Source organism: Pseudomonas sp. P4_D7 (assembly GCF_056401755.1).
In genome coordinates, this window is sequence record NZ_JBFUIR010000002.1 from 103,229 (window position 1) to 128,407 (window position 25,179).

Annotated in this window: 24 protein-coding genes and 1 pseudogene; 14 read left to right on the plus strand and 11 right to left on the minus strand. The window is 60.5% G+C overall.

What is annotated here, in order from left to right; genetic code table 11:
• The first annotated feature begins 21 nt into the window (after positions 1 to 21).
• The 13 genes from AC1DVF_RS01865 (at position 22) to AC1DVF_RS01925 (ending at position 16,450) form a co-directional block, all read left to right on the plus strand.
• Entirely contained in the window at positions 22 to 873 is an 852-nt protein-coding gene (locus tag AC1DVF_RS01865; protein WP_007949591.1) for an ABC transporter permease, read from the plus strand.
• Positions 870 to 1,700, plus strand: a complete 831-nt coding sequence (locus tag AC1DVF_RS01870; protein ID WP_093430055.1) for a quaternary amine ABC transporter ATP-binding protein — start codon at positions 870 to 872, stop codon at positions 1,698 to 1,700. The genes AC1DVF_RS01865 and AC1DVF_RS01870 overlap by 4 nt, the downstream gene beginning before the upstream one ends.
• 133 nt (positions 1,701 to 1,833) lie before the next feature.
• Positions 1,834 to 3,357, plus strand: a complete 1,524-nt coding sequence (gene hutH / locus AC1DVF_RS01875) for a histidine ammonia-lyase (RefSeq protein WP_477781922.1) — start codon at positions 1,834 to 1,836, stop codon at positions 3,355 to 3,357.
• A gap of 116 nt (positions 3,358 to 3,473) precedes the next feature.
• Positions 3,474 to 5,006, plus strand: coding sequence for a histidine ammonia-lyase (hutH, locus tag AC1DVF_RS01880; RefSeq protein ID WP_137218594.1), 1,533 nt, complete (start codon positions 3,474 to 3,476; stop codon positions 5,004 to 5,006).
• A 136-nt stretch (positions 5,007 to 5,142) separates the two neighbouring features.
• Complete coding sequence (gene hutI, locus AC1DVF_RS01885; protein ID WP_186621342.1) at positions 5,143 to 6,348, plus strand: imidazolonepropionase; 1,206 nt, start codon at positions 5,143 to 5,145, stop codon at positions 6,346 to 6,348.
• A gap of 10 nt (positions 6,349 to 6,358) precedes the next feature.
• Positions 6,359 to 7,162: an N-formylglutamate deformylase gene (gene hutG, locus AC1DVF_RS01890; RefSeq protein ID WP_477781923.1), complete on the plus strand. Its 804-nt coding sequence runs from the start codon at positions 6,359 to 6,361 to the stop codon at positions 7,160 to 7,162.
• A gap of 241 nt (positions 7,163 to 7,403) precedes the next feature.
• Complete coding sequence (pip, locus tag AC1DVF_RS01895) at positions 7,404 to 8,375, plus strand: prolyl aminopeptidase (RefSeq protein ID WP_008080611.1); 972 nt, start codon at positions 7,404 to 7,406, stop codon at positions 8,373 to 8,375.
• Complete coding sequence (gene dtd / locus AC1DVF_RS01900) at positions 8,372 to 8,809, plus strand: D-aminoacyl-tRNA deacylase (protein WP_007909321.1); 438 nt, start codon at positions 8,372 to 8,374, stop codon at positions 8,807 to 8,809. The genes pip and dtd overlap by 4 nt, the downstream gene beginning before the upstream one ends.
• 305 nt (positions 8,810 to 9,114) lie before the next feature.
• On the plus strand, positions 9,115 to 10,896 hold the full coding sequence (locus AC1DVF_RS01905; protein WP_175559550.1) for a glucan biosynthesis protein G: 1,782 nt from the start codon (positions 9,115 to 9,117) through the stop codon (positions 10,894 to 10,896).
• Positions 10,889 to 13,459, plus strand: a complete 2,571-nt coding sequence (gene mdoH, locus AC1DVF_RS01910; protein WP_093430060.1) for a glucans biosynthesis glucosyltransferase MdoH — start codon at positions 10,889 to 10,891, stop codon at positions 13,457 to 13,459. The genes AC1DVF_RS01905 and mdoH overlap by 8 nt, the downstream gene beginning before the upstream one ends.
• A 377-nt stretch (positions 13,460 to 13,836) precedes the next feature.
• The gene (locus AC1DVF_RS01915; RefSeq protein WP_093430341.1) at positions 13,837 to 14,634 is read left to right on the plus strand and encodes a transporter substrate-binding domain-containing protein; all 798 of its coding nucleotides are present in this window, start codon (positions 13,837 to 13,839) and stop codon (positions 14,632 to 14,634) included.
• Positions 14,635 to 14,763: 129 nt separating this feature from the next.
• Complete coding sequence (locus AC1DVF_RS01920; RefSeq protein ID WP_095120740.1) at positions 14,764 to 15,723, plus strand: amino acid ABC transporter permease; 960 nt, start codon at positions 14,764 to 14,766, stop codon at positions 15,721 to 15,723.
• Positions 15,716 to 16,450, plus strand: coding sequence for an amino acid ABC transporter ATP-binding protein (locus tag AC1DVF_RS01925; RefSeq protein WP_095047192.1), 735 nt, complete (start codon positions 15,716 to 15,718; stop codon positions 16,448 to 16,450). The genes AC1DVF_RS01920 and AC1DVF_RS01925 overlap by 8 nt, the downstream gene beginning before the upstream one ends.
• Before the next feature lie 154 nt (positions 16,451 to 16,604).
• Here AC1DVF_RS01925 and AC1DVF_RS01930 read toward each other — a convergent pair whose 3' ends face one another.
• The 11 genes and pseudogenes from AC1DVF_RS01930 to ubiE all read right to left on the minus strand — a co-directional run bounded on the left by AC1DVF_RS01930 (position 16,605) and on the right by ubiE (position 24,688).
• Entirely contained in the window at positions 16,605 to 17,477 is an 873-nt protein-coding gene (locus tag AC1DVF_RS01930; RefSeq protein ID WP_371748299.1) for a methyl-accepting chemotaxis protein, read from the minus strand.
• Positions 17,460 to 18,521 (minus strand): annotated as a pseudogene (locus AC1DVF_RS01935) (methyl-accepting chemotaxis protein); the annotation flags it as partial. The gene AC1DVF_RS01930 and the pseudogene AC1DVF_RS01935, both read right to left, overlap by 18 nt.
• A gap of 90 nt (positions 18,522 to 18,611) precedes the next feature.
• Entirely contained in the window at positions 18,612 to 19,319 is a 708-nt protein-coding gene (locus AC1DVF_RS01940; RefSeq protein WP_099757766.1) for a 16S rRNA (uracil(1498)-N(3))-methyltransferase, read from the minus strand.
• Positions 19,316 to 20,107 (minus strand): twin-arginine translocase subunit TatC, encoded by a 792-nt coding sequence (gene tatC, locus AC1DVF_RS01945; RefSeq protein WP_093430065.1) that lies wholly within the window; start codon positions 20,105 to 20,107, stop codon positions 19,316 to 19,318. The genes AC1DVF_RS01940 and tatC overlap by 4 nt, the downstream gene beginning before the upstream one ends.
• Positions 20,104 to 20,568 (minus strand): Sec-independent protein translocase protein TatB, encoded by a 465-nt coding sequence (gene tatB / locus AC1DVF_RS01950; protein ID WP_477781924.1) that lies wholly within the window; start codon positions 20,566 to 20,568, stop codon positions 20,104 to 20,106. The genes tatC and tatB overlap by 4 nt, the downstream gene beginning before the upstream one ends.
• Before the next feature lie 10 nt (positions 20,569 to 20,578).
• A complete protein-coding gene (locus AC1DVF_RS01955; RefSeq protein ID WP_003220847.1) occupies positions 20,579 to 20,860 on the minus strand; it encodes a twin-arginine translocase TatA/TatE family subunit in 282 nt (93 codons plus the stop codon).
• Between the two features lie 25 nt (positions 20,861 to 20,885).
• A complete protein-coding gene (locus AC1DVF_RS01960) occupies positions 20,886 to 21,218 on the minus strand; it encodes a phosphoribosyl-ATP diphosphatase (protein ID WP_003220849.1) in 333 nt (110 codons plus the stop codon).
• Entirely contained in the window at positions 21,211 to 21,612 is a 402-nt protein-coding gene (gene hisI / locus AC1DVF_RS01965; RefSeq protein ID WP_007909357.1) for a phosphoribosyl-AMP cyclohydrolase, read from the minus strand. The genes AC1DVF_RS01960 and hisI overlap by 8 nt, the downstream gene beginning before the upstream one ends.
• 81 nt (positions 21,613 to 21,693) lie before the next feature.
• The gene (gene ubiB / locus AC1DVF_RS01970) at positions 21,694 to 23,298 is read right to left on the minus strand and encodes a ubiquinone biosynthesis regulatory protein kinase UbiB (protein ID WP_016984603.1); all 1,605 of its coding nucleotides are present in this window, start codon (positions 23,296 to 23,298) and stop codon (positions 21,694 to 21,696) included.
• The gene (locus AC1DVF_RS01975; protein WP_460089570.1) at positions 23,295 to 23,918 is read right to left on the minus strand and encodes a ubiquinone biosynthesis accessory factor UbiJ; all 624 of its coding nucleotides are present in this window, start codon (positions 23,916 to 23,918) and stop codon (positions 23,295 to 23,297) included. The genes ubiB and AC1DVF_RS01975 overlap by 4 nt, the downstream gene beginning before the upstream one ends.
• Positions 23,918 to 24,688 (minus strand): bifunctional demethylmenaquinone methyltransferase/2-methoxy-6-polyprenyl-1,4-benzoquinol methylase UbiE, encoded by a 771-nt coding sequence (gene ubiE / locus AC1DVF_RS01980; protein ID WP_008080626.1) that lies wholly within the window; start codon positions 24,686 to 24,688, stop codon positions 23,918 to 23,920. The genes AC1DVF_RS01975 and ubiE overlap by 1 nt, the downstream gene beginning before the upstream one ends.
• Positions 24,689 to 24,854: 166 nt before the next feature.
• Between ubiE and AC1DVF_RS01985 the strand changes: the two genes are divergently transcribed.
• Entirely contained in the window at positions 24,855 to 25,130 is a 276-nt protein-coding gene (locus AC1DVF_RS01985) for a polyhydroxyalkanoic acid system family protein (RefSeq protein ID WP_093430067.1), read from the plus strand.
• Positions 25,131 to 25,179: the final 49 nt, after the last annotated feature.

A 25,179-nucleotide genomic window follows, 5' to 3' on the forward strand; every position in this document is an offset into this window, starting at 1 on the left:
ATTTCTGATTGAGAGCCGCTTATGTTTCCCGAAAGCTTTACCTTTTCCATCGCCGACTGGGTCAACGGTTGGGTCGATTCGCTGGTCACCAACTACGGTGATGTGTTCCGCCACATCTCCGACACCCTGCTCTGGGCCATCGTCAACCTCGAAGGCCTGCTGCGTGCGGCGCCGTGGTGGTTGATGCTGGCGATCGTCGGTGTCGTCGCCTGGCACGCCACGCGCAAAGTGGTGACCACGGCGGTCATCGTCGGTCTGCTGTTCCTCGTCGGCGCCGTTGGCCTGTGGGACAAGCTCATGCAGACACTGGCGCTGATGATGGTCGCGACGATCATTTCGGTGCTGATCGGCATCCCGCTGGGGATTCTCTCGGCGCGCAGCAATCGCCTGCGTTCGGTGCTGATGCCGCTGCTCGACATCATGCAGACCATGCCCAGCTTCGTGTATCTGATCCCGGTGCTGATGCTGTTCGGTCTGGGCAAGGTCCCGGCGATTTTCGCCACGGTAATCTACGCCGCGCCGCCGCTGATTCGCCTGACTGATCTGGGTATTCGCCAGGTCGACGGCGAAGTGATGGAAGCGATCAACGCCTTCGGCGCCAACCGCTGGCAGCAACTGTTCGGCGTGCAACTGCCGCTGGCCCTGCCAAGCATCATGGCCGGGATCAACCAGACCACCATGATGGCCCTGTCGATGGTAGTGATCGCTTCGATGATCGGTGCCCGAGGTCTGGGTGAAGATGTGCTGGTGGGGATTCAGACCCTCAATGTCGGGCGTGGCCTCGAAGCCGGTCTGGCGATCGTGATTCTCGCAGTGGTCATCGACCGCATTACTCAGGCGTACGGTCGGCCACGGCATGAGGTGAGCAAATGAGCAACGCAACCGTGAGCAAGATCGAAGTCAAAAACGTCTTCAAGATTTTCGGCAACCGGGCCAAGGACGCACTGGCGATGGTCGGCCAGGGCAAGACCAAGGATCAGGTGCTGAGCGAGACCGGTTGCGTGGTCGGCGTGAACGATCTGTCGCTGAGCATCGGTACCGGCGAGATCTTCGTGATCATGGGCCTGTCCGGCTCGGGCAAGTCGACGCTGGTGCGCCACTTCAACCGGCTGATCGACCCGACCAGCGGCGCGATCCTCGTCGACGGCGTGGACATCCTGCAATACGACATGGATGCCCTGCGCGAATTTCGCCGGCACAAGATCAGCATGGTGTTCCAGAGCTTCGGCCTGCTGCCGCACAAGAGCGTGCTCGACAACGTCGCCTACGGCCTGAAAGTCCGTGGCGAGAGCAAGCAAATGTGCTCGGAACGCGCGCTGCACTGGATCAACACCGTGGGCCTCAAAGGCTACGAAAACAAATACCCGCACCAGCTCTCCGGCGGCATGCGTCAGCGTGTCGGCCTGGCCCGCGCCTTGGCGGCGGACACCGACATCATCCTCATGGACGAAGCGTTCAGTGCGCTGGATCCACTGATCCGCGCGGAAATGCAGGACCAGTTGCTGGAACTGCAAAAGACCCTGCACAAGACCATCGTCTTCATCACTCACGACCTCGATGAGGCGGTGCGTATCGGCAACCGCATTGCGATTCTCAAGGATGGGAAGTTGATTCAGGTTGGTACGCCGAGAGAGATCCTGCATTCGCCGGCTGATGAGTACGTTGACCGGTTTGTGCAGCGGCGGGCGGCGGTGGTTTAACAGACTTGCGGTGAGGCTGCCGGCCCCTTCGCGAGCAGGCTCACTCCCACAGGAGACTGCATTCCAATGTGGGAGCGAGCCTGCTCGCGAAAGGGCCGGCAGAGCTGCATCAATATTACGGTTGAGGTTTTAGATGTCCCAGGCTGAAAAAATCGTTATCACAGGCAGCCCCTTGCGTTGGCAGGACGTGGTCGCCGTCGCTCGTCACGGCGCTCAACTTGAGCTGTCCAGCGACACCTGGGCGCGCATCGAAAACGCCCAAGGCATCGTCCAGCGCATCGTCGAAAGCGGCGAACGCGCCTATGGCGTCAACACCGGCCTGGGCGGTTTGTCCAACGTCTCGCTGCAAGACGAACAACTCAGCCAGTTGTCGCGCAATACCTTGCTCAGCCATGCCTGCGGCGTCGGCCCGGTACTCGCCGACGAGCAGACCCGCGCGATCATCTGCGCGGCGATTCACAACTACAGCCACGGCAAATCGGGCCTGCATCGCCGGGTCGTCGAAGCGCTGCTGGCACTGCTCAATCGCGGCATCACCCCGCAGGTGCCGTCGCAAGGTTCAGTGGGCTATCTGACGCACATGGCGCATATCGGCATCGCGCTGCTTGGCGTTGGCAATGTCAGCTATCGCGGTCAGGTTGTTTCCGCACAACAGGCGTTGGCCGAGGAAGGTCTTGAGCCAGTGCAACTCGGCGCGAAGGACGGTTTGTGCCTGGTCAACGGCACGCCGTGCATGACCGGCCTCAGCTGTCTGGCGATTGCCGACGCAACGCGGTTGGTGCAATGGGCCGACGTCATCGGCGCAATGAGTTTTGAAGCCCAGCGCGGCCAGATCGATGCGTTCGACGCTGAGATCATCGCGCTGAAACCGCACCCGGGCATGCAGCAAGTGGGTATCAATCTGCGTGCGTTGCTTGATGGCAGCGAAGTGATCGCCTCGAGCAAAGGCATTCGCACTCAGGATGCGCTGAGCATTCGTTCGATTCCGCAGGTGCATGGCGCCGCGCGCGATCAACTGGACCATGCGATCAAACAGGTCGAGGCCGAACTCAACGGCTGCACTGATAACCCGCTCCTGCTGGGCACGCCGGACAATTTCCGGGTGATGTCGCAAGCCAACCCGCACGGTCAGTCGGTGGCAATGGCAGCCGATCTGCTGGCGATTGCCATGGCCGAAATCGGCTCGATTGCCGAGCGTCGCCTCGACCGTTTGGTGAACCCGCACGTCAGCGGTCTGCCGGCGTTTCTGGTGGCCAATCCGGGGGTGAACTCCGGGATGATGATCGTGCAATACGTCGCCGCATCGCTGTGTGCGGAAAACCGCCAATTGGCGCAACCGGCGGTACTCGATAACTACATCACTTCGGGCCTGCAGGAAGATCACTTGAGCATGGGCACCAACGCCGCGCTCAAGCTGCATCACGCGCTGGAAAACTGCACGCAGATTCTCGCCATTGAGTACCTGCTGGCGGCGCAGGCGTTTGAGTTTCTCAAGGAACAGCGCTTTGGCGCCGGCACCGATGTCGCTTGGCGACTGCTGCGCGAAAAAGTCCCGGCCTACGATCAGGATCGTTGGTTGGCGCCGGACATCGCTGCCGCTGCGAGCGTGTTGAAAACCCCGAATCTGCCGCACAACGTTTTACCGAATTTGCACTGACCAATACCCACGCCAGCGTGCCAAGGCGCGACTCCCCAAAAGGCGAGACGCGACGGACAACGGACATCTCCGGAGCGTCTGGCGAGTTAATAACAAACTCTCAAAAGGAGCACAAAATGACTGCGCTGAACCTGATTCCCGGCCAACTGAGCCTGGCCCAATTGCGTGACGTCTACCAGAACCCGGTCAAGCTGACTCTCGATAACAGCGCATCGCAGCAGATCGAAGCCAGCGTTGCCTGCGTCGAGCAGATCCTCGCCGAGAATCGCACCGCCTACGGCATCAACACCGGTTTCGGCCTGCTGGCCTCGACCCGCATTGCCAGCGAAGACCTCGAGAACCTGCAGCGCTCGCTGGTGTTGTCCCACGCTGCGGGTGTCGGTCAGCCGATCAGCGATGAGCTGGTGCGGCTGATCATGGTGCTCAAGGTCAACAGTCTCAGCCGTGGTTTCTCCGGCATTCGCCGAGTGGTGATCGATGCGCTGATCGCGCTGATCAACGCCGAGGTTTATCCGCACATTCCATTGAAAGGTTCGGTAGGTGCTTCGGGCGATCTGGCGCCGTTGGCGCACATGTCGCTGGTGCTGCTCGGTGAGGGCAAGGCGCGCTATAAGGGCGAGTGGATGGAAGCCACCGAAGCGCTGAAAGTTGCTGGCCTGACCCCGCTGACGCTGGCCGCGAAAGAAGGCCTGGCGCTGCTCAACGGCACTCAGGTCTCCACCGCGTTTGCGTTGCGTGGTCTGTTTGAAGGTGAAGATTTGTTCGCTGGTGCACTGGCGCTGGGCGGTCTGACGGTTGAAGCGGTATTGGGTTCGCGTTCGCCGTTCGATGCACGCATTCACGCGGCTCGTGGCCAGAAAGGTCAGATCGACGCTGCTGCCGCTTACCGCGATCTGCTCGGTGAACGCAGTGAAGTCTCCGACTCGCACCAGAACTGCGAAAAGGTTCAGGATCCGTATTCGTTGCGCTGCCAGCCGCAAGTCATGGGCGCTTGCCTGACCCAGTTCCGTCAGGCCGCAGAGGTTTTGGCTGTTGAAGCCAACGCCGTTTCCGACAACCCGTTGGTGTTTGCCGCTGAAGGCGACGTGATTTCCGGGGGCAACTTCCACGCCGAACCGGTGGCCATGGCCGCTGACAACATGGCGCTGGCTATCGCCGAAATCGGCTCGCTGAGCGAGCGTCGTATTTCGCTGATGATGGATAAACACATGTCGCAACTGCCGCCGTTCCTCGTCGCCAATGGTGGGGTGAACTCCGGCTTCATGATTGCTCAGGTGACCGCTGCGGCGCTGGCCAGCGAGAACAAGGCGTTGTCGCATCCACACTCGGTGGACAGTTTGCCGACTTCGGCCAACCAGGAAGACCATGTATCGATGGCCCCGGCGGCCGGCAAGCGTCTGTGGGAAATGGCTGAAAACACCCGTGGGATTCTCGCGGTGGAATGGCTGGCGGCGGTGCAGGGTCTGGATCTGCGTAACGGTCTGAAGACTTCGGCGAAGCTGGAACAGGCGCGGGCGATTTTGCGCAAGGAAGTGCCGTTTTATGAGAAGGATCGGTTCTTTGCGCCGGACATCAATGCGGCGACTGAACTGCTGGCTTCGCGGTGTTTGACTGAGCTGGTTTCGGCGAAGCTTTTGCCTAGCCTTTAACCCTACACACTGATCGTTCCCACGCTCTGCGTGGGAATGCCTCAAGGGACGCTCCGCGTCCAGTGACGCGGAGCGTCACGGGCTGCATTCCCACGCAGAGCGTGGGAACGATCACCAACCCCAACGGAGGCCAACAGTGAAAACCCTCTGGCAACACTGCCACGTCGCAACCATGGCGCAGGGCGTCTACTCGATCATCGAAGATGCAGCCATCGTGACGTCCGGTGCGCACATCGAGTGGATCGGCCCGCGCAATCAATTGCCGTCCGGCGAATACCCGGCGGTCAACGACTTGCAAGGCGCCTGGGTCACCCCCGGTCTGATCGACTGCCACACCCACACGGTGTTCGGTGGCAACCGCAGCGGTGAATTCGAAAAACGTCTGCAAGGTGTCAGCTACGCGGAAATCGCGGCATCCGGCGGCGGCATTGCCAGCACCGTGCGTGCGACTCGCGAAGCCACTGAAGACGAACTGTTTGCCAGCGCCGCCAAACGCCTGAAAAGCCTGATGCGTGACGGCGTGACCACGGTTGAAATGAAGTCTGGTTACGGTCTCGATCTGGCCAGCGAACGCAAGATTCTTCGGGTCATCCGGCGTCTGGCCAAGGAGTTGCCGATCAGCGTGCGCAGCACCTGCCTGGCGGCCCACGCGTTGCCGCCGGAATACAAGGATCGCGCTGACGATTACATCGATCTGATCTGCACGGAGATGCTTCCGGCGCTGGCTGCCGAAGGGCTGGTCGACGCCGTGGACGCTTTCTGCGAATACCTGGCGTTCTCGCCAGAGCAGGTCGAGCGTGTGTTCATCGCCGCACAAAAACTCGGCCTGCCGGTGAAACTGCACGCCGAGCAACTGTCGTCGCTGCACGGCTCCAGCCTCGCCGCGCGCTATAAGGCGCTGTCCGCCGATCACCTGGAATTCATGGACGAAGCCGACGCCATCGCCATGGCCGAAGCCGACACCGTCGCGGTGCTGCTGCCGGGCGCATTCTACTTCCTGCGTGAAACCCAATTGCCGCCGATGGACGCCCTGCGCAAGCACAAGGTGAAGATCGCCATTGCCAGCGATCTCAACCCCGGCACCTCGCCGGCGCTGTCGCTGCGCCTGATGCTGAACATGGCCTGCACTTGTTTGCGCATGACCCCGGAAGAAGCCCTGGCCGGCGCGACCATTCACGCCGCACAAGCGCTGGGCATGGCCGACACCCACGGTTCGCTGGAAGTCGGCAAGGTCGCGGATTTCGTTGCCTGGCACATTGATCGTCCGGCGGATCTGGCTTATTGGCTGGGTGGCGATCTGGACAAACGCGTCGTCCGTCACGGCGTCGAATCAAGTCTGTAGGAGAGCGGTTGTGGATAAGGTTCTGAATTTCAAACAAGGTCGCGTGCCGCTGCTGATCAGCATGCCGCATGCCGGCGTGCGCCTGACCCCGGCGGTGGCGGCCGGGCTGATCCCGGACGCGAAAAGCCTGCCGGACACTGACTGGCATATCCCCCAGCTTTACGACTTTGCTGAAGAACTGGGCGCCAGCACCTTGGCCGCCGAGTATTCGCGTTTTGTGATTGACCTGAATCGTCCGTCCGACGACAAACCGCTGTACGCCGGTGCCACCACCGGTCTGTACCCTGCGACGCTGTTCGATGGCATCCCGTTGTTCCGCGAAGGGCACGAGCCGTCGAAAGAAGAGCGCGCAACTTACCTGGAACAGATCTGGACGCCGTACCACCGCACGCTTCAGGAAGAACTGGCGCGATTGAAAGCCGAATTCGGCTACGCGCTGCTGTTCGACGCGCACTCGATCCGCTCGATCATCCCGCACCTGTTCGACGGCAAACTACCGGACTTCAACCTCGGCACCTTCAACGGCGCCAGTTGTGATCCGCAATTGGCCACGCAACTTGAAGCGATCTGCGCGCGTCACGACCAATACAGCCACGTGCTCAACGGACGCTTCAAGGGTGGCCACATCACCCGTCATTACGGCAACCCGGCCGAGAACATCCACGCCGTGCAACTGGAGTTGTGCCAGAGCACCTACATGGAAGAGTTCGAACCGTTCCGCTATCGCGCCGATCTGGCCGAGCTGACGCAGGTGGTGCTCAAGGAGTTGCTGCAGGGCTATCTGGCGTGGGCAAAATCTCACTACGCCGCGTAACCCCTGTGGGAGCGAGCCTGCTCGCGAAGGCGTCCGTTCAGCCAACATCTGCGTTGAATGACACACCGCATTCGCGAGCAGGCTCGCTCCCACAGGATGGCCGACAGCCTGCGAAGTTTACGGCTGACAAACGGTGACTGCTCTGGAGCATGCTCATTGACGTAAATCGGGTTTATGATGCCCAACGGCAGAATAATAGAAGTCCCCCCAGGGATGACCTCGACCCCTTACGGAGCGCGCAATGCAGACTTTGTTTCCGCAGATCAAACCTCACGCCCGGCACGATCTGGCTGTCGATGACACCCATACGCTGTACGTCGACGAAAGCGGTTCACCGGAGGGTTTGCCGGTTGTGTTCATCCATGGCGGCCCCGGCGCCGGTTGCGACGCGCAGAGCCGTCGCTATTTCGATCCGAACCTCTATCGCATTGTCACCTTCGACCAGCGTGGTTGCGGACGCTCCACGCCGCACGCCAGCCTGGAAAACAACACCACCTGGGATCTGGTCGCCGACCTTGAGCGCATCCGCAAACACCTGGGCATCGATAAATGGGTGCTGTTTGGCGGTTCGTGGGGTTCGACCCTGGCGCTGGCTTACGCACAAACCCACCCGGAACGTGTGCACGGTCTGATCCTGCGTGGGATCTTTCTCTGCCGCCCGCAGGAAATCGAATGGTTCTATCAGGCGGGGGCCAGCCGTCTGTTCCCTGATTACTGGCAGGACTACATCGCGCCAATTCCGCTGGACGAGCGCGATGACTTGCTCAGCGCTTTCCACAAACGTCTGACCGGCAACGACCAGATCGCCCAGATGCACGCGGCCAAAGCCTGGTCGACCTGGGAAGGGCGCACCGCGACCCTGCGGCCGAACCCGCTGGTGGTCGATCGTTTCTCCGAGCCGCAGCGCGCGCTGTCGATTGCGCGGATCGAGTGCCATTACTTCACCAACAATGCCTTTCTTGAGCCGAACCAGCTGATCCGCGACATGGGCAAGATCGCCCATTTGCCGGGTGTGATCATTCACGGCCGTTACGACGTGATTTGCCCGCTCGACAACGCCTGGGAATTGCACCAGGCCTGGCCGAACAGCGAACTGCAGGTGATCCGTGATGCCGGCCACGCGGCCTCTGAACCGGGCATCACCGATGCACTGGTACGCGCCGCGGGCAACATGGCTCGACGCCTGCTCGACCTGCCGCCTGAAGAAGCATGAAGGGGCTGTTACAGCGCGTACGCGGTGCGCGGGTTGAAGTCGCCGGTGAGGTGGTTGGCGCGGTAGATCACGGTTTGCTGGTGCTGGTGGCGGTCGAACCCGACGACACGCGCACCAGTGCCGACAAACTTCTGCATAAACTGCTTAACTATCGGGTATTCAGTGACGCGGAGGGCAAGATGAACTTGTCCCTCGCCGATGTCGGCGGTGGGTTGCTGCTGGTCTCGCAGTTCACCCTCGCGGCCGACACCAAAAGCGGGTTGCGCCCGAGCTTTTCGACGGCCGCGCCTCCGGCTTTGGGCGAGGAATTGTTCGACTATCTATTGAGCAGTGCGAAACAGGTGCATGGCACTGTGGCATCAGGTAGATTCGGCGCCGATATGCAGGTGCATTTGGTCAACGATGGCCCGGTTACCTTTTTGTTACAGACCTGAAAGCGCTTGAAACACCTTTTTAGGAAATTTCGACTGTTTTTAGGGTGTTTTCGCGATAAATACTTTGTTACCCCTGATGCGTTGTCATGCGGGCTACTAGATAATCGCGCGCACTGGGATCAGCGTTCGCTGATTCATTTTTGACTTAGGTAGAGACTTGTCTGGATCCGATTGGGGAATCATTTTGCCCCAGCGGAGTCGGAACAATGCTCGCCAACCTGGCATATAGATAGCTGGCCGTTGGTTTATTGATCTGTTTTCGGCGAGGGTTGCTCGTGATTGTTAGTCCCTGTAATGCAGCAAAAATGTCTGCCAAACGCATGCGAAGTGCCCTGGTAGCGGGTTCGGCGCTCCTGTGCCTGCTCAGCGCCGGTCAGCTTTGGGCGTTCAATCTTGACGATGTATCGGCCAAGGCCAAAGAGCTGGCCGGGCAGAAGTTCGAGGCCCCGCGCAGCAACCTGCCGAACGAATTCCGCGACATGAAGTTCGCGGACTATCAGAAAATCCGCTTCCTCACCGAAAAGGCTGAGTGGGCTGATCAGAAGACCCCGTTCAAACTGTCCTTCTATCACCAGGGTATGCATTTCGATACACCGGTGAAAATCAACGAAATCACAGCGAACACCGTCGAAGAGATCAAATACGATCCGACACGCTTCGATTTCGGCGACCTGAAATTCGATCCGAAAGCCACTGAACAACTGGGTTATGCCGGTTTCCGTGTGCTGTACCCGATCAACAAGGCCGACAAGCAAGACGAAATCATGACCATGCTCGGCGCGAGTTACTTCCGCGTTGTCGGCAAGGGCCACACCTACGGCCTCTCGGCCCGTGGCCTGGCGATTGATACCGCGCTGCCGTCGGGTGAAGAGTTCCCGCGCTTTCGCGAGTTCTGGATTCAACAGCCGAAGCCGGGCGACAAGCACCTGGTGATCTTCGCCCTGCTGGATTCGCCGCGCGCTACCGGTGCCTACCGTCTGATCCTGCGTCCGGGCAGCGACACCATTGTCGACGTCAAAGCGCAGATGTTCCTGCGTGACAAGGTCGGCAAACTGGGTATCGCACCGCTGACCAGCATGTTCCTGTTCGGTGCCAACCAGCCGTCGAAAGTCCTCAACTACCGTCGTGAACTGCACGACTCCAGCGGTCTGTCGATCCATGCCGGCAACGGCGAGTGGATCTGGCGTCCGTTGAACAACCCGAAACATCTGGCCGTGAGCAACTTCAGCGTCGAGAACCCGCGTGGTTTCGGTCTGCTGCAGCGTGGCCGTGACTTCAGTCACTACGAAGACCTCGACGATCGCTACGACAAGCGCCCAAGCGCCTGGATCGAGCCGAAGGGCGAGTGGGGCAAAGGCACCGTTGATCTGGTAGAAATTCCGACCGCCGACGAAACCAACGACAACATCGTTGCGTTCTGGAGCCCGGAAAAAATGCCGGAGCCGGGTCAGCCGCTGGACTTCGCCTACCGCATGCACTGGACCATGGACGAAGCGGCGATTCATGCGCCGGACAGCGCCTGGGTTTCGCAGACTCTGCGTTCGACCGGTGACGTCAAGCAATCGAACCTGATCCGTCAGCCGGATGGCAGCGTTGCCTACCTGGTCGACTTCGAAGGTCCGTCGCTGGCCGCGCTGACCCCGGATGCCGATGTGCGCAGTCAGGTCAGTGTTGGTGACAACGCCGAGCTGGTCGAGAACAGCGTGCGCTACAACCCGGAAACCAAAGGCTGGCGCTTGACCCTGCGCATGAAGATCAAGGACGCGAGCAAGTCGACCGAGATGCGTGCCGCCCTGGTTCAGCCAGTCGTGACTGCTGATCTGGCGAAATCGGTGCCGGCGTCCAACTCGTCCGTCGCCAAGGCCGACAAGGTTGCCGCCAAGCAACAAGAGAAACTCGACAAGGAAGCCAAGGCCGCCGAGGCCAAACAGGCCGACGCCAAGCCAGCTGCAGATGCCAAGGACAAGGCTAATAAAGACGCCAAGCAGCCAGCCGCTGCGGACGCGGCCCCAGCCACACCGGAATCGGCACCGACTGAAGAAGTCCTGACCGAGACCTGGAGCTATCAGTTGCCTGCCGATGAGTAACTCTCAAGTACAGCCAGAGACTCTGTCCGAGTATCTGGCGCATCTGCCGATGACCGACGAGCAGCGCGCGGAACTCGCGGGCTGCCAGTCGTTCAGCGAGCTGCATGAACGCCTGTCGTCTTCAACGTTCGACGCACCTGCCGAGGCCGCCCAGGCTTCGGTGGGCAAGCGCCTGATCCTCAGCACCGCCGAAGAGCTTGAAGACGCGGAGATGCTGGTGCTCGACGCCAGCGGTCGCGTCAGCATGAAGGCAACGCCGCCGATCCGTCGGACCAAGGTCGTGCCGGAGCCGTGGCGCACCAATATTCTGGTGCGTGGCTGGCGCCGTATGACCGGTCGCACCAATCCGCCGCAGCCGCCAAAGGACGAAAACGTCCTGCCGGCCGCGCGCTGGCGCACCGTCGGTTCGATCCGTCGCTACATTCTGTTGCTGCTGATGCTTGGCCAGACCATCGTCGCCGGCTGGTACATGAAAGGCATCATGCCGTACCAGGGCTGGTCGTTCGTCGACCTCGAAGAAGTCCTGCACCAGCCGCTGCTGCAAACCGCTACGCAAGTGCTGCCGTATGCGCTGCAAACCAGCATCCTGATTCTGTTCGGGATTCTGTTCTGCTGGGTATCGGCGGGTTTCTGGACCGCGTTGATGGGCTTCCTCGAGTTGCTCACCGGTCACGATAAATATCGTATCTCCGGCAAAAGCGCCGGTAACGAGCCGATTGCCAAAGACGCGCGTACCGCGCTGGTCATGCCGATCTGCAACGAAGACGTGCCGCGTGTGTTCGCCGGTTTGCGGGCGACGTTCGAGTCGGTCGCTGCCACCGGTGATCTGGACCGCTTCGACTTCTTCGTTCTCAGCGACAGTAACGACACCGACATCTGTGTCGCCGAGCAACAGGCCTGGCTGGATGTCTGCCGCGAAGCCAAAGGCTTCGGCAAGATCTTCTATCGCCGTCGTCGCCGTCGTGTGAAACGCAAGAGCGGCAACCTTGACGACTTCTGCCGTCGCTGGGGCGGTGACTATAAGTACATGGTCGTGCTCGACGCTGACTCGGTGATGAGCGGCGAGTGCCTGACCAGTCTGGTGCGCTTGATGGAGGCCACGCCGGACGCCGGGATCATCCAGACCGCGCCGCGTGCGTCGGGCATGGACACCCTGTATGCGCGCATGCAGCAGTTCGCCACCCGCGTTTACGGCCCGCTGTTTACCGCCGGTCTGCACTTCTGGCAGTTGGGTGAATCCCATTACTGGGGTCACAACGCGATCATCCGCATGAAGCCGTTTATCGACCACTGCGCCCTGGCGCCGTTGCCGGGTAAAGGTGCGTTCTCCGGTGCGATCCTGTCTCACGACTTTGTTGAGGCCGCGCTGATGCGCCGTGCCGGTTGGGGCGTGTGGATTGCCTACGACCTGCCGGGCAGCTACGAAGAACTGCCGCCAAACCTGCTCGACGAACTCAAGCGTGACCGTCGCTGGTGCCACGGTAACCTGATGAACTTCCGGCTGTTCCTGGTTAAAGGCATGCACCCGGTGCACCGTGCGGTGTTCCTGACGGGCGTAATGTCGTACCTGTCGGCGCCGTTGTGGTTCTTCTTTCTGGTGTTGTCGACCGCGCTGTTGGCGGTGAACACGCTGATGGAGCCGCAGTACTTCCTCGAACCGCGACAGCTCTATCCGCTGTGGCCACAATGGCACCCGGACAAGGCGATCGCGCTGTTCTCGACGACCATCGTGCTGCTGTTCCTGCCGAAACTGTTGAGCATCATTCTGATCTGGGCCAAGGGCGCGAAAGAGTTCGGCGGCAAGTTCAAGGTGACCTTGTCGATGCTGCTGGAGATGCTGTTCTCCATGCTGCTGGCGCCGGTGCGGATGATTTTCCACACCCGTTTCGTCCTCGCCGCGTTCCTCGGCTGGGCCGCGACCTGGAATTCGCCGCAACGTGACGACGACTCGACGCCTTGGAGCGAAGCGGTCAAACGCCACGGTCCGCAGACCCTGCTGGGTTTCTGCTGGGCGCTGCTGGTGATCTGGCTGAACCCGAGCTTTCTCTGGTGGCTGGTGCCGATCGTCGGTTCGCTGATGCTGTCGATCCCGGTGTCGGTGATCTCCAGCCGTGTCGGTCTGGGCCTGAAGTCTCGTGACGAGAGCCTGTTCCTCATCCCTGAGGAATACAATCCGCCGCAGGCGCTGCTGGCAACCGACCAGTACACCCACGAAAACCGTTACCACGCCCTCAACGACGGCTTCGTCCGCGCGGTGGTCGATCCTCAGCAGAACGCTTTGGCGTGCTCGCTGGCGACTTCCCGTCATGGTCAGGCCGAGCCGATCGAGTGGTTGCGTCAGGAGCGTGTGCGCCACGCGATCAAGGTTGGCCCAGCCGGGCTGAACAACCATGATCGCCTGCAATTGCTTAGCGACCCTGTGGCGCTGGCGCGTCTGCATGAGCAGGTCTGGGCCGAAGGTCATGCCGAGTGGCTGGATGCGTGGCGCGCTTCGGTGAAGGCCGATCCGCATGCGCCGTTGCTGCCGTTGCAACCGGTTAGCCTGCAGGCTCAGCCGGCCTGATGAAAAAACCCCGCTGATTCAGCGGGGTTTTTTTATGGCCGCCGAAATCCCCTCACCCCAGCCCTCTCCCAGAGGGAGAGGGGGCCGACCGAGGTGTCTGGCGCTATCCGTCGACCTGAAGCATCGAGTCGATTATGGATTCGGCAAATCCGATTCAGGTCGGCGTACCTCTGAAGCATCCCCCGATCGGCCCCCTCTCCCTCGGGGAGAGGGCTGGGGTGAGGGGGTAGCTCTTGATTGTTAAACAAATCGTCCATTAAACCTTGTGCAAAAAAACGAGTGCGTTAGCATCCGTCCCCGAATTGGCGCACCCGGGCTTTTTTGCCCGTCACTGTTGGTTTTCGCGCCGCAAACGCAATGGTTTTGGGGACTTGAAGATGAAGAAGTATCTGTCGATGCTGCTGGTCGGCGTCACGGCACTGGTTGCAGTCAATGCGGCGCAGGCTGGCGCAATCGATGACGCGGTCAAGCGCGGCACGTTGAAAGTCGGTATGGATCCGACCTACATGCCGTTTGAAATGACCAACAAACGGGGCGAAATCATCGGTTTCGAAGTCGACATCCTCAAAGCCATGTCCAAGGCCATGGGCGTCAAGCTGGAACTGGTTTCCACCGGTTACGACGGCATCATCCCGGCGCTGATGACCGACAAATTCGACATGATCGGCAGCGGCATGACCCTGACTCAGGAACGTAACCTGCGCCTGAACTTCAGCGAACCGTTCATCGTTGTAGGCCAGACCCTGCTGATCCGCAAGGAGCTGGAAGGCACCATCAAGTCGTACAAAGACCTGAACAGCGCCGACTACCGCATCACCTCCAAGCTTGGCACCACCGGTGAAATGGTCGCCAAGAAGCTCATCTCCAAAGCCAAGTACCACGGCTACGACAACGAGCAGGAAGCCGTGCTCGACGTGGTCAACGGCAAGGCTGACGCCTTCATCTACGACGCGCCGTACAACGTCGTTGCGGTGACCAAGGTCGGCGCCGGCAAACTGGTGTTCCTCGACAAGCCATTCACCTACGAGCCTTTGGCCTTCGGTCTGAAGAAGGGCGATTACGACAGCCTCAACTTCATCAACAACTTCCTGCACCAGATCCACGAAGACGGCACCTACGATCGTATCCATGACAAGTGGTTCAAGAGCACCGAGTGGCTCAAGGACATGGAATAAGCCCGGTCAGATAGACCGAGTCGCCCCATTCGCGAGCAAGCTCGCTCCCACAGAGGAATGCATTCCAATGTGGGAGCGAGCTTGCTCGCGAAGGGGCCCTCCAGAGCAACACAAAATCCGGAACCTGCAATGAAACAGAAAAAAGCCCAATGGCCCTGGCACGTCCTCACCGTGCTGGTGCTGGTCGGCCTCGCGGGCGCGTTGTATTACGCGACGTCGCTGATGTCCTACGAATGGCGCTGGAATCGCGTGCCGCAGTACTTCGCCTATCAGGCCGAGGAAACCCAGCGTGCCACCGACATTTCCACCGTCACCGAACTGGTGCGCAAGGGCAGCAGCGCGCAAGTCACCCTGCGCAACGACGCCGGTGATGAGCAGCACCTGACCGTCGACGAGAACAGCCTGCAATTCGCTCAGGGCGACGATGTCGCCGAAGGTGACGTCGTGGGCGTGACTCGGCATTGGGCGGCAGGCCCGCTGTTGTGGGGGCTGTGGACCACGCTTTGGCTGTCAGTGGTTTCCGGTGTCCTGGGTTTGCTGATCGGTCTGGTCACCGGCCTGTGCCGACTGTCGAACAACCCGACCCTGCGCGACCTCTCGACGATCTACGTCGAGTTGGTGCGCGGCACGCCGCTGCTGGTGCAGATCTTCATTTTCTACTTCTTCATCGGCACGGTGATGAACCTGTCCCGCGAGTTCGCCGGGATCGCCGCGCTGTCGCTGTTCACTGGCGCTTACGTAGCCGAGATCATCCGTTCCGGCGTGCAGTCGATTGCCCGTGGCCAGAACGAAGCAGCGCGTTCGCTCGGTCTGAGTGCCGGTCAATCGATGCGTCACGTGGTGTTGCCGCAAGCGTTCAAACGCGTGCTGCCACCGCTGGCCGGGCAATTCATCAGTCTGGTCAAGGACACCTCGCTGGTGTCGGTGATCGCCATCACCGAACTGCTAAAAAGCGGCCGTGAGGTCATCACCACCTCGTTCTCGCCGTTCGAGATTCTATTCTGCGTCGCCGGTCTGTACCTGTTGATCAACCTGCCGCTGTCGAAAATCGCCAGCCGGCTTGAGCGGAGGCTCGCGCAAAGTGATTGAAGTCCGCGATCTGGTAAAAGTCTTCGACACCCGTGGGCAAGTGGTGCGTGCGGTGGATAACGTCAGCACCACGGTCGCCAAAGGCGAAGTGCTGGTGGTGATCGGCCCGTCGGGTTCCGGCAAGTCGACCTTCCTGCGCTGCCTCAATGGCCTGGAACAATTCGATTCCGGCTCGGTGAGCATCGACGGCCTGCAATTGGCCGACCCGAAAACCGACGTCAACGCCTACCGCCGCGAAGTCGGCATGGTGTTCCAGCATTTCAACCTGTTCCCGCACATGACCGTGCTGGAAAACCTCTGTCTGGCGCAGAAAGTCGTGCGCAAGCGCGGCAAGCAAGAGCGTGAGGCCAAGGCGATGGAATTGCTGCAAAAGGTCGGGATTGCGCAGAAGGCCAACGAATTTCCGTCACGCCTGTCCGGTGGTCAGCAACAGCGCGTGGCGATTGCCCGAGCGCTGGCGATGGAGCCGAAGGTCATGCTGTTCGATGAGCCAACCTCGGCGCTCGACCCGGAAATGGTCGGCGAGGTGCTGGACGTGATGAAGAACCTGGCCGTGGAAGGCATGACCATGGTCTGCGTGACCCACGAAATGGGCTTTGCCCGGGAAGTGGCGGATCGGGTGTTGTTTTTCGATCACGGCAAGTTGCTGGAAGATGCCGCGCCGGCGGAGTTCTTCGATGCACCGAAGGATCCGCGCGCGCAGGCCTTCTTGCGTCAGGTTCTGTAATTTCAGCGCCTGTCAGTAAGCCTTCGCGAGCAGGCTCGCTCCCACAGTGAATGGGTCGAATACAACCTTTGTGATCGACACAAATCCTGTGGGAGCGAGCTTGCTCGCGAAGGCATCACCTCGATTCTGAATGAATCGAGGTTTTCGGATCACCTCAAACCTTGAACCGCCCCACCAGCATCTGCAGATGCGTCCCCAGCCGCGCCAGCTCAACGCTGGACGCCGCGGTCTCTTCACTCGCCGCCGATGTCTGATCCGACACGTCCCGCACATTCAGCACGCTACGGTTGATCTCTTCCGCCACCGCGCTCTGCTGCTCGGCCGCTGCCGCAATCTGCTGGTTCATCGCCTGAATCGCCGACACGGTACGGGTGATGCTTTCCAGCGAACCGCCCGCGCGACGGGTCAGCTCAACGCTGCTGTCGGTGAGGGTGCGGCTGTTGTCCATGATCGTCGCCACTTGCTGGGTGCCGTTTTGCAGGCCGACGATCAGCTCTTCGATCTCTTCGGTGGATTTTTGCGTGCGCTGGGCGAGGCTGCGCACCTCGTCGGCAACTACCGCGAAACCACGTCCGGCTTCACCGGCACGCGCGGCTTCGATGGCGGCGTTGAGGGCCAGCAGGTTGGTTTGTTGCGCTACCGACTTGATCACGTCGAGGACGCTGCCGATCTTGTCGCTTTCGCGCTTCAGTTCACCCATGGCTTCGGTCGAGTGACCGACTTCAGCGGCCAGCCGCTCGATCTGCGCGATCGCTTCGCCCACCACTTTGTCGCCTTCGCGAGCCTGTTGGTCGGCTGCGACGGCGGCCTCGGAAGCTTCTTCGGCATTACGCGCGACTTCCTGCACGGTGGCGGCCATTTCGTTCATGGCCGTGGCAACCTGATCGGTCTCGATTTTCTGGTTGTTGACCCCGGCGCTGGTCTGCTCGGTCACCGCCGAGAGTTCTTCAGCGGCGCTGGCGATCTGGGTAACGCCATCGCTGATCCCGCCGACCAGTTCACGCAGGCCTTGGGTCATGCTCTGCATCGAACGTTGTAGTTGGCCCAATTCGTCGCGACGCAGGGAAACCAGGTTGTGGGTCAGGTCGCCCGCAGCCACGCGCTCGGCGACTTTCAGGGTCTGGTTCAGCGGGATGATGATCTGGCGGGTGATTGCCCAGGCGGCAAGCAAGCCGAAAGCCACGGCGAGCAAGGTGGCGATGATCAGCATGTTCTTGGCGTGGGCGGCATCGGTATCACGAACGATGGTCTGCGATTCAGTGAGTTTCTTGCTGACGTCGATAAGGATGTCGCCCTGCGTCGACATGCGCGCGGCGGCCTTGGCGTTGTTGACCTGCGAGTCGCGGAACTGCGCAACTGCTGCGCGATAGGCTTTGATCGAGGCGGTAGCCTGTTGCAGGTTGGCGATGTGCTGCTCCGGCAATTTCGCCGGCAGGCTGTCGAGGTTTTTCAGGGCGTTGTCGATGGCGTCGAGCGCCGGTTGCTCGGCTTCGGCCTTGCCGCTGTAGGTGTAGCCGCGTACTTGATAGCGTGCTTGCTGCAGCAGTTTGCTCAGCTCGATCACGCTGTTGAATTGCGCGACGCTGTCACCCGCCAGCATGGATTTTTCCACTTCGGCGACTTTCGCCACGGCATTGTCGGCACTGGCGCCGAGCTTGCTGCGGGCGTCTTCGCGCTGCACGGTGGCTTGGGTCATGTCGGCAAAAGCGCGTTTGTATTCGGCAACGGCGGCCAGTTGTTGATCGACCATCGCCGCGTCGGACGGCTGTTCAATCAGGCTGCGCGCGGTTTGCAGGCCGCTGTCGAGTTTGCCGAGCAGGTCGTTGACCACGCCCGGACCTTGTTCGCCACGGCGCGCTTCGTAGTCCAGACGCGCGAGGCGCAGGTCCTTGGTCAGTTCGTTGAGACTGGAGATAAAACCGAGCTTGTCACCGCGGCTGATAATACCGCTCATGCCAGTCCAGCCGGTAAAGGTGATCAACAGTGTCAGCAACAGCACCAGGCCGAAACCGATTCCCAGCTTGCGTTTGACGCTGACGTTTCCAAGACTCTCGGCTAACCAACGGTACATGCGACGACTCCCCGACCACTAATTGGACTTATGGAGAGGTTATCGGCCGGGTGATGGCAATCTGTAACACCATTTATCCGATGCGCAGAATCAGAAGAGCCGGGCGAGCAGGGCGGTGACGGCGGTTTCGACGCGCAGGATGCGCTCGCCCAGTTGCACCGGTTGCAGACCGGACTTGGCCAGCAGGTCGATTTCGTAAGGAATCCAGCCACCTTCGGGGCCGATGGCCAACGTCACCGGTTCGCTCAAGGCGCGTGGGCACGGCGGATAGTTGCCGGGGTGGCCGACCAGACCGAGGGTACCGTCGGTGATCGCCGGCAACCGGTCTTCCACGAAAGGCTTGAAGCGTTTTTCGATGATGATTTCCGGCAGCACGGTGTCGCGGGCCTGTTCGAGGCCGAGGATCAGTTGCTCACGAATCGCTTCAGGTTCCAGAAACGGCGTCTGCCAAAAACTCTTCTCGACCCGATAGCTGTTGACCAGGATCACCTTTGACACGCCCATGGTCGCCACGGTCTGAAACACCCGACGGAGCATCTTCGGGCGTGGCAGAGCGAGTACCAAGGTCAGCGGCAGCTTGGCTGGTGGTGGCTGATCGAGGCTGACGCGCAGCTCGGCTTCACCTGCTTCGAGGCGCAGCAGCTCAGCCGAACCCATCAGCCCGTTGATACGGCCAACGCGCAGGCTGTCACCGACTTCCGAGCGGTGGACTTCCTGCATGTGGGTCAAGCGGCGATCACGCAGCACCACGCGGTCGGCCGCAATGAAATCGGCCTCTTCGAGCAACAGCAGGTTCATGCCTGGGTCGCTGGCGGCTGGTCGTTGTGGTCGTCGGCCGGGTTCTCTTCCGGACGTTCGCGCTTGCTGATCAAACCACCGAACAGAATGCCGATTTCAAACAACATCCACATCGGCACGGCCAGCAGAGTCTGCGAGAAGATATCCGGCGGCGTCAGGATCATGCCGACCACGAAGCAGCCGATGATCACGTAAGGGCGGATTTTCTTCAGGTATTTGACGTCGACCACGCCGATCCACACCAGCAGCACCACAGCCACCGGGATCTCGAACGCCACGCCGAAGGCGAAGAACAGCGTCATGACGAAATCGAGGTAACTGGCGATGTCGGTCATCATTTCCACTCCGGCCGGGGTGGCGGCAGCGAAGAACTTGAAGATCAGCGGGAACACGAAGTAATAGGCGAACGCCATGCCGGTGTAGAACAGCAGAATGCTGGAGACCAGCAGCGGCACCGCAATGCGCTTCTCGTGTTTGTACAGGCCCGGCGCGATAAAGCCCCAGATCTGATGCAGGATCACCGGGATCGCGAGGAACAGCGAAACCATCATCGTCAGCTTCAGCGGCGTCAGGAACGGCGACGACACGTCGGTGGCGATCATCGTCGCGCCGACCGGCAGGTACTGGCGCAGCGGGGTCGAGACAAAGGTATAGATCTGCTGGGTGAACGCAAACAGCCCGGCGAAGATGATGAAGATCGCCGCCACACAACGCAGCAGGCGGGTGCGTAACTCGGTGAGGTGCGAAACCAGCGGCATGTGCTGGTCGTTTTCGGGGAGATCGCTCATGGGGCTCGCGGCGGCAATGTTGGGTCGTGAGGCGCTGGTGTGATCGGCGCGGCGGTTGGGGACACGTGTTCAACCGAAGTTTCTGCGGCCACCGGTTCTGTCGGCGCTACAACGGCAGTAGGTGCAGGTGCAGGTGCTGGCGCAACGGGTGCAGCTGGCGCATGAATCGTCTGCTGCCCGACATGTTCAACTTCAACCGGCGCCGGCTCTTGCTGGACCGGATTGAAAATCTTCCGCGCTTCCTGCTCCAGCGACAGAATGTGCTCGTTGTGCAGTTGCCGACGGATCTCGTCGGCACCGATTTCACGTTCAACTTCCTGTTTGATCGCGTTGAAGCTGCGCTTCAGCCGTCCGACCCACAGGCCAGCGGTGCGCGCAGCGCCCGGCAGACGCTCGGGGCCCAGCACCAGCAGGGCGACGAGGCCGACGAGCAGCAGTTCAGAGAAGCTGATACCAAACATTAGTCAGTGCTCACACGTCTTTGCGGATCGGCTCTTCGACTTTTTGCGCCTGCACGTCGATGGTGTGCGGCGGATTGGCCTGAGCGGTGGCTTGCGGCTGCACCGGTGGCACCGGTTGCGCAGGCGTCACGGTTGGATCAGCGGCCGGTTTTTCGTCGTCGTTCATGGCTTTGCGGAAGCCCTTGATCGACTCGCCAACGTCGGTGCCGAGGTTTTTCAGTTTCTTGGTGCCGAACACCAGCACCACGACAACCAGAATGACGATCCAGTGTTTCCAGTCAAAAATGCCCATGTTGCTGTTCCTCTCTAAAAGTTGTTCAGGCGGACGGACGCGAGGCTTTCTCGACGTGTCCGGACAGGCCGAAGCGGCGATCCAGTTCATCCAGCACGGCCTGCGGATGCTGCCCCAGTTGGGCGAGCATGACCATGCTGTGGAACCACAGGTCAGCGGTCTCGTAGATCACGTCGCTGCAGTCGCCGCTGATGGCGGCATCCTTGGCGGCAATAATGGTTTCGACCGACTCTTCGCCGACTTTCTCCAGAATCTTGTTCAAACCCTTGTGATACAGACTAGCTACATAGGAGCTATCGGCGGCTGCGCCTTTGCGCTCTTCAAGCACCTGAGCGAGGCGGGTCAGGGTGTCACTCATGTTTGTGTCCTGCGGAATAGATGGCGTGCGGGTCTTTCAGGACTGGGTCGACTGTCTTCCAGTCGCCGTTTTCGAAGACACGGTAAAAGCAGCTTTGACGGCCGGTATGGCAAGCGATGTCGCCGATCTGTTCAACCATCAGGATGATCACGTCGGCGTCACAGTCCAGACGCATTTCATGCAGCGTCTGCACATGGCCGGACTCTTCGCCCTTGCGCCACAGCTTGCCACGGGAACGTGACCAGTAGATTGCACGGTTTTCCGCAGCGGTCAGTTCGAGCGCTTCGCGGTTCATCCAGGCCATCATCAGCACGCGTCCGGTCTTGTGATCCTGGGCAATCGCCGGCACCAAGCCATCAGCGTCCCATTTGATCTCGTCCAGCCAGTTTTTCATCTTCGACTCCGACAGCGAACCCCACACTTCAATAGTCGGGTTCAGGCATTGAAACAGTGTGCCAGTCGATCACGAAACTGGCTATCGGCGAACGACCAGATACAAGCCGACTGCCACCATGATCCCAGCCGGCCAATGCCCCAATTCGTGCAGCGGGCCACCGAGGGCGAGGATCACCCCGCCGGCCAGATGCGCGCAACCGAGCAGGCGCAGGAACCAGTCGTCCTTGCGTTTGTGCCACGGTGGCGGCGGGTCGTAGGCGTGCGGCTGCGACATGCGTTCGAGCAGATCACGGGCCATATTCGCCAGGTGCGGCAGTTGTTCGAACTGGCTCTGCACGTTGCCCAGCAAGGCTTTCGGGCTGACGCGCTCGCGCATCCAGCGTTCGAGGAACGGCTGCGCGGTGTTCCACAGATCCAGATCCGGGTACAGCTGACGGCCGAGGCCTTCGATGTTCAGCAAGGTTTTTTGCAGCAGCACCAGTTGCGGCTGCACTTCCATGTTGAAGCGGCGTGCAGTCTGGAACAGGCGCATCAGCACCTGGCCAAATGAAATATCTTTTAACGGTTTTTCGAAGATCGGTTCGCACACAGTGCGGATCGCCGCTTCGAATTCGTTGAGTTTGGTTTCCGCCGGCACCCAGCCCGAATCGATGTGCAGTTGCGCCACACGGCGGTAGTCACGCTTGAAGAAGGCGAACAGGTTGCGCGCCAGATAATCCTGGTCTTCCGGGGTCAGGCTGCCGACGATGCCGCAATCGATCGCGATGTACTGCGGACTCCAAGGATTGACGGTGCTGACGAAGATGTTGCCCGGGTGCATGTCGGCGTGAAAGAAACTGTCGCGGAAAACTTGGGTGAAGAAAATCTCCACACCGCGTTCGGCAAGCATTTTCATGTCGGTGCGCTGGTCGGCGAGGGTCGCCAGATCGGTGACCTGGATGCCGTAGATGCGCTCCATCACCAGCACTTTCGGCCGGCACCAGTCCCAATAGACTTGCGGCACGTAGAGCAGCGGCGAGCCTTCGAAGTTGCGCTTCAACTGGCTGGCGTTGGCCGCTTCGCGCAGCAGATCCAATTCGTCGTAGATGGTTTTTTCGTAGTCCTGGACCACATCGACCGGGTGCAGCAGACGCGCGTCGGCCGAGAGCTTTTCGGCGGCGCGGGCGAGGATGAACAGCCACGCCAGATCCTGCGCAATGATCGGCTTCAGGCCCGGGCGGATCACTTTGACCACGACTTCTTCGCCGGTTTTCAACTGCGCGGCATGCACCTGCGCCACCGAGGCCGAGGCCAGCGGTTCGACGTCGAAACGGCTGAACACGTCGCTGATCTTCTTGCCGAGCTGTTCTTCGATCAGCTTGATCGACAGCTGCGAGTCGAACGGCGGCACGCGGTCCTGCAACAGCATCAGCTCATCGGCGATGTCTTCCGGCAACAGGTCGCGGCGGGTCGAAAGAATCTGCCCGAACTTGATGAAAATCGGCCCGAGATCCTGCAACGCCAAGCGCAGACGCGCGCCCCGGCTCAGGTCCAGCGGCTTGCGCGGGAACCAGCGCCACGGCAGCACATAGCGCAGCGCCAGAAGGAACCACGGCAACGGCAGATCGAACAGCAGGTCATCGAGGCGGTAGCGGATCACTACGCGCTGGATGCGCAACAGACGGCGGACGGCAAGCAGCTTCATGCGTTATCGCTTGGGTCGAGGGATCGGGAAAGGCGCTCGAAACGCGCCTCGAGACGTTCCAGATCAAGTTTGATCCGGTCCAGTTCGCTGAATCGCGCGTCGGCTTCGCGCTGTCCGACGAGGGTGCGCGATTCTTCGGCGAGGTATTCGGCGAGGTTCTGGTTGAGGCTGGCAAATCCTTGTTGATACCAGCGTGCGCGGCTGCGCAGATGGCCACCGACCAGTTGCGTGGCGACCGGGCCGAGCCAGCGCGAGAGTTCGTACTCCCAGTCCAGCTCAAGGTCTTGCAGCACACCGGCCAGCTCCAGCAGCACGCCGCTGTCGCCATCGAGCTCGACTTCCGGGGCATGCAGCACTGCGGTCTTGTCTTTGCTCACGGCCAGTTTGATCAGGCTCGAGGCCGGCGCACGCAAGGTGCAGTCGACACCGGTTCCCCAATGCGAGGCCAGCATCAGACCTTCGTCACTCGGCAGGATGAACAGTTGCAGCGCCGGGCTGCGGCAGTCGACGGCAATCACCTTGCCGGTCAAATGCGCCAGCCGCGGCAGCGCCGTGCTGTCGAGACGCAGCACCCGGTTGAGGCCGAGTTCAACGCTGGCGAGCAGCCCGGTGAGCAACATCAGGGCTTGATGCCACGGTGCAGGGCGACGATGCCTGCGGTCATGTTGTGATAGGTCACGCGGTCGAAACCGGCGTCGACCATCATCGACTTCAGGGTTTCCTGATTCGGATGCATGCGGATCGATTCGGCCAGGTAGCGATAGCTTTCCGAGTCGTTGGTGATCAGCTTGCCCATCAGCGGCATGAAGGCGAACGAATAAGCGTCGTAGGCTTTCGACATCAGCGCGTTGGTCGGTTTGGAGAATTCCAGCACCAGCAAACGACCGCCGGGCTTGAGCACGCGCAGCATCGAGCGCAGGGCGTCTTCTTTATGCGTCACGTTGCGCAGGCCGAAGGCGATGGTCACGCAGTCGAAGTGGTTGTCCGGGAACGGCAGTTTTTCTGCGTCCGCCTGAACGAACTCGACGTTGCCGGCGACACCCAGATCGAGCAGGCGGTCACGGCCGACCTTGAGCATCGATTCGTTGATGTCGGCCAATACCACCTGACCGGTCGGGCCGACCAGGTGCGAGAACTTTTTGGTCAGGTCACCGGTACCGCCGGCGATGTCCAGCACGCGGTTACCGCTGCGTACGCCCGACAGTTCGATCGCGAAACGCTTCCACAGGCGGTGCATGCCGCCCGACAGAAGGTCGTTCATCAAGTCGTATTTCGCGGCTACCGAGTGGAAAACTTCAGCGACTTTTTCCGCTTTCTGGCTTTCCGGAACGTTTTTGAAGCCGAAGTGAGTGGTGGGTTCGGCATCGCTGCCTTTGCGCTGATCAGTCATATCGCTGTCACCAAAAGAGAATGCGCGACATTCTAATCCCCAAGCCATGCTTTGTCTTGGAATGGCTAAAGGTAAGATGGGCAACCTTCGGGACGATTTGCCGCAGCGGCGGTCAAGATTTACCGACACATCTTTTTCGTCCCATTCAAAAAGCAGGAGTCAATCAATGGCCAAAATCACTGTTGAGCGTGCCCACAACCTGGGTAAGGAAGCCGCCCGCGAGAAGGCCGACAAGCTGGCGCAAAAACTCTCCGATCAATATGGCCTTGAGCCGCAATGGTCGGGCGATACCCTGAACCTCAAGCGCTCGGGCGTGAAAGGCGCGGTGCATGTGGCGGACGATTCGATCAAGGTCGATGTGGAGTTGGGCATCATGATGTCGGCCATGAGCGGCATGATCAAAGCCGAGATCGAGAAGGCCCTCGATAAAGCGTTGGTCTGAAATACGGTCCCCTGTAGGAGTGAGCCTGCTCGCGATAGCGGTCTGTCAG